This is a genomic window from Anaerorhabdus sp. (assembly GCF_036657415.1).
Taxonomy (GTDB): domain Bacteria; phylum Bacillota_I; class Bacilli_A; order Erysipelotrichales; family Erysipelotrichaceae; genus Anaerorhabdus.
The window spans coordinates 79,423-83,882 of sequence record NZ_JAVXGL010000001.1; the positions used below are offsets into that span (position 1 = coordinate 79,423).

The 4,460-nt window shown below is 32.4% G+C and carries 5 protein-coding genes; 1 reads left to right on the forward strand and 4 read right to left on the reverse strand.

What is annotated here, in order from left to right; translation table 11 throughout:
• Together RSB60_RS00375 and RSB60_RS00380 are read right to left on the reverse strand one after the other, a co-directional pair.
• On the reverse strand, window positions 1-903 hold a 903-nt coding region (locus RSB60_RS00375), incomplete at its 3' end, for an ABC transporter permease (protein ID WP_332613807.1).
• A complete protein-coding gene (locus tag RSB60_RS00380) occupies window positions 900-2,636 on the reverse strand; it encodes an ABC transporter ATP-binding protein (protein WP_332613809.1) in 1,737 nt (578 codons plus the stop codon). The genes RSB60_RS00380 and RSB60_RS00375, both read right to left, overlap by 4 nt.
• 101 nt (window positions 2,637-2,737) lie before the next feature.
• On the opposite strand from RSB60_RS00380, the gene RSB60_RS00385 reads away from it, so the two are divergent.
• Complete coding sequence (locus RSB60_RS00385; protein WP_332613812.1) at window positions 2,738-3,538, forward strand: MerR family transcriptional regulator; 801 nt, start codon at window positions 2,738-2,740, stop codon at window positions 3,536-3,538.
• 84 nt (window positions 3,539-3,622) lie between these two features.
• On the opposite strand, the gene RSB60_RS00390 is transcribed toward RSB60_RS00385, so the two are convergent.
• Both RSB60_RS00390 and RSB60_RS00395 read right to left on the reverse strand, forming a co-directional pair.
• Window positions 3,623-3,958, reverse strand: coding sequence for a branched-chain amino acid transporter permease (locus RSB60_RS00390; protein WP_332613814.1), 336 nt, complete (start codon window positions 3,956-3,958; stop codon window positions 3,623-3,625).
• The coding region (locus RSB60_RS00395) for an AzlC family ABC transporter permease (protein WP_332613816.1) at window positions 3,949-4,460 on the reverse strand (512 nt) is incomplete at its 5' end. The genes RSB60_RS00390 and RSB60_RS00395, both read right to left, overlap by 10 nt.

The following is a 4,460-nucleotide window of genomic DNA, read 5'->3' on the forward strand; positions in this document are numbered from 1 at the left end:
ACCGATACTTAATGTACCATTTAAAGCCATAAGTCCACCTACAAGTGCTGAGGCAATGAATCCTAATTGCCCTAGAAAACGCATTACAGGGTAGATGGTATAATCTGCAAATTGTGCTTTTCGTTGAGCAATAAATTGCCTTTGATTTAATTCCTCAAGAGAAAGTAATGTTGCTTGTTGGTGATTAAATGTCTTGATGATTCGATTTCCTGTAAATACTTCTTCAACTTTACTTGTTAACGCACTTAATGATGCCATGTTTTCACCATAAGCTTTTTGTGCAATGGTTGAAACATAACCAGTGGCAAGTAAACTTAATGTAAGCGAAATTAAAACAATAAAGAAAAGCTGTGGACTAAGTCTAAACATAACAATCACAGAGAATATAATCGTAAATGAAGATGAAATAAGTTGCATTAAACCAACCTGTAAAACGGTTGCGACCTTCTCTAAATCATTGGTAATACGACTCATGATTTCACCAGGCTGATGCATATCAAAATAGCGTAAAGGTAAACGATTGAGTTTACTGCTTATTTCTTTTCTTAGCTTTAATGTGATATGTTCACCAACACTCGCAACTAAATATTGTTGAAGATATGCAAGTAAACAACTACTGGAGAAAGTGATAATCATCAACATAATTGGATAGCCCAAAGATTTAATAATTGTAGGTAGTACACCTATGTTTGGATCATATGTATTAATTGCCTCAATGAGTCGATCGATTCCCATACCCATGGTAATTGGCATAGCGGCTAATGTGAGTGAACTTAGTACTGTTGCGAATGCAATAATTAATAACTTTTTCTTTTCAAGAAAAATATAGGATATAAAACGTTTAATTGTTTTGGACGTGTTTTTGGGGATATCTTCAATAATGATTTCATCGTTTGCTGTCATACAGTAACCTCCTTTGTATTAATTTGGCTATCAACTATTGCACGATAAATCGCACAACTTTCTAAAAGTTCATGATGTTTTCCTTTGCCGACAAGACGTCCTTGATCCAAGACAAGAATTTGATCGGCATCAAGAATACTACTTACACGTTGAGCGATAATTAACTTAGCTTGTTCATGAACATGAAGATGTAGTTGTTGGCGCAATACTTTATCTGTTTTAACATCAAGTGCAGAGAAGCAATCATCGAAAATAAAGAGATTAGTTTTTTTAACAAGTGCACGAGCTATTGATAATCGTTGACGTTGACCGCCGGAAAAGTTTGATCCACCTTGTGATACGAGGGAGTCTAAACCATCATCAAGAGAAGAGACGAAGTTTTTTGCTTGGGCAATTTCTAATGCTTGCCATAGTTCACCTTCACTTGCGGTAGGATTTGCTAGAAGTAAGTTACTTCTAATTGTTCCACTAAATAAGAATGCTTTTTGAGGAACATAACCAATTTGATTTCGTAATTCTTCTTGAGTCATTATTTTTGTATTTGCCCCATTAAGATTGATTGTTCCTGTTTGATGTTCATGAATTCGTAAAAGTAAATCAACAATGGTACTTTTACCAGAACCAGTGCTTCCAATGATAGCGGTAGTTTCATTGAGATTCATGGTAAATGATAGATCATTAATAACGGGTTGTTCGGCTCCATCATAGCTGAAAGTAACATGATTAAATTCAATGACTGGAGCAACTGCATTTTTAGAATTTGTTTGAGAACTAAAAAGATCAGTGATACTCGGATTCAAATCAAGCACTTCTTCTAAACGGTTGAGACAGGCTTGTGCTTTAGGTAATGTGGTTAATGTTGAAACTGCCATAATGCAATATCCCATGGATAAAATTGCATATTCAATAACAGCAGAAATTTCACCAATTTCCATTGCACCAATCAATGAATATGAACCACCTACAAATAAAACTACAACCATGATTGCTCCCATCATCAACCATACTGCTGGATAAAAAATTGCATATAAACGGTTTAGCTTAATCATATTATTTGCATAACTTGTATAAGAATTATAACAGCGATTCTTTTCGTAATTTTCATTGCCAAAAGCACGGATAACACGAACACCAGTAATAGATTCACGCACTACTTTATTGATGCGATCTAAGCGTAATTGAATAGTAGATGAAAGATGGTTTGATTTACGAATAACATAAATAGAAAGAAAAAATAATAAGATGATAAAGCTAAATTGAATGAGCGCAAGTGTTTGATTAACTGAAGCAGTCATTGCAATTGAAACAATAAGAATAATGGGGGCAGGAAGCACAAGCTGTAGAATCATGCCAAGTGTTTGTTGGAGATTTGTTATATCAGAAGTAGAACGTGTAATCATTGAAGATATACCAAAAGAATCAAATTGTTGTAGTGATAATTCTTGTGTTTTCTTAAATAGTTTCGTTCTCATTTCTCTTCCAAATAATGATCCTAAATCACTTGTTACCCAACTTCCAATTGTTGAAATAATGGTTGTTAGTATTGCGAAAATAAGCATAGATATTCCAACGTTAATAACAACATTAAAATCACTTTTTAAAATACCATTGTCAATCATTGTCGCAACTAATTTCGGAATAAGTAAAGTTCCTCCTATTTGACCAACTAAAAGTATTAATGTAATTATCATTTTTACTTTATAGTCTTTTATAAATTGAATAAAAAATTTCATAACGTACCTCCTTGTAATGATATAAATTTATAGCCACAAGTGGTACAATAAACTATGAAGTGACTTCAATGTCAAGTGAATAAAGAAAAGAAGGTTATAAAATGATTCAAAAGAAAAACTTAACAATATCTGAATTTTCAAAGCTAACAGGAATTAATAGAGATAATTTACGATTCTATGATAACGCAGGATTACTTGTACCTGAAAAAAGAGAAGCAAATGGATATCGGAGTTATTCAAGAAAGCAATTAAGTTCAGCGTATTTAATTACTTCATTACGAGGAATTGGTGTTGGACTGGAAGAAATAAAAAAATATTCGCAAGAAAGAAATCCCCAAAAAATGATGGAGTTATTTAATAAACAGGATAAATTAATTCAAGAAGAAATAGCACGATTAAAAGAAACAAGAGATATAATGCAAGTATATGGTCAAATGGCAAAACGTGCTACACTTGAAGAAAAAGAAAAAATCTTTCTTGAATTTAAAGAAAAAGAAGAAATATTTTTATGTAAAGAAATCCCAGAAGGGATGGACGAAGAGGAAGCGGAATCTATTTCATTTGATTATGCATTAGAAAAAGGAATTAATATTGTTTATCCATTAGGTGTTATTGTCAATCGAGATAAGTTATACAATGAGAAAGAAATTGAAGTTTCTCAATATTATTTTAAGACTAAGCGAAATAAAAATGCAATAAAACCAGCGGGTCAATATTTAGCGATGTATGCTTTGAGTAGTACCTGGAATTCTACTACTATTATTAAACAATTCTTGACGTTTATGAAGAAAAATAAATATGTTCAATGTGGTGAAATTTATTTAGAGTATCACCTCGATCATATTGCGATTCAAAGTCCAGAGGACTATTGCATTCGTATTGAAATACCAGTAAAAAGATAAATGAATATAAAAATAAACCTTGTAAGAATAGCACTTAATAAATAGTGTTTACCCTACGAGGTTTTAGTATGCTTTAGAAAAGAATTAAATAAAGATTACTTGAATTAGAAACATATAGATAAGTGTCCCGGTACCGATGCTTAACAAGACATTACGCTTCCAAAGATGAATGATACTTGTAAAGGCAATCGCAATCAACTCAGGTATTCCATATGGAGCGATAATCGGCGAAATATTTTTGAGGCAATAAATAACTAAAAGTCCCATCATTGCAGGGGGTAATACTTTGCCTAAATAAGAAATAATAGGTGGTAGTTCTTTTGATTCGGGAAATAAAATAAAGGGTGTAAAACGTGTAATCATTGTACCCAATGTTATCGCAAGTATTGTAAGTAATGTTTCTAGTGGTGTTAGTGGCATATTATTTTCCTCCTTACAAGCAATAACGTTAATATGAATCCCATTGCAGGGATGACGAGGTTATTTCCGCCGAATAAAAATAATGAAAGTAGAGTACATCCTAAACCGATGCATCCAGCTATACGATTTTCCTTAATACGAATTTGTTCGATAAAGAGTACAACAAATAATGCGGTTAAAGCAAAATCTAAACCAGCGGTATTGAATGCGATAAAAGTTCCTAAAATACTTCCAAGTAACGTTCCACCAATCCAATAAATATAATCAAGAAAGGATATACAAAAGTAAAATGATTTTAGGTCACAGTTTTCAGGTGGATTAACACTGGATGTAATGGAGAATGTTTCATCACAAAGAGTATAAATTAAAAAATTCTTTACCTTTCCAAGTCCTTTATATTTATCAAGCATTGCTAGCCCATAAAAAATATGACGAGCATTTACCATCAAGCTGAGAAAAAATGCTTGAAAGGGATCAAAGGCAGTAGTAAGTAAAGTAATTG

Coding starts and splice junctions, on each gene's coding strand:
- RSB60_RS00380 (WP_332613809.1), bottom strand. CDS start 2,636: ATGAAATTTTTTATTCAATTTATAAAAGACTATAAAGTAAAAATGATA.
- RSB60_RS00385 (WP_332613812.1), top strand. CDS start 2,738: ATGATTCAAAAGAAAAACTTAACAATATCTGAATTTTCAAAGCTAACA.
- RSB60_RS00390 (WP_332613814.1), bottom strand. CDS start 3,958: ATGCCACTAACACCACTAGAAACATTACTTACAATACTTGCGATAACA.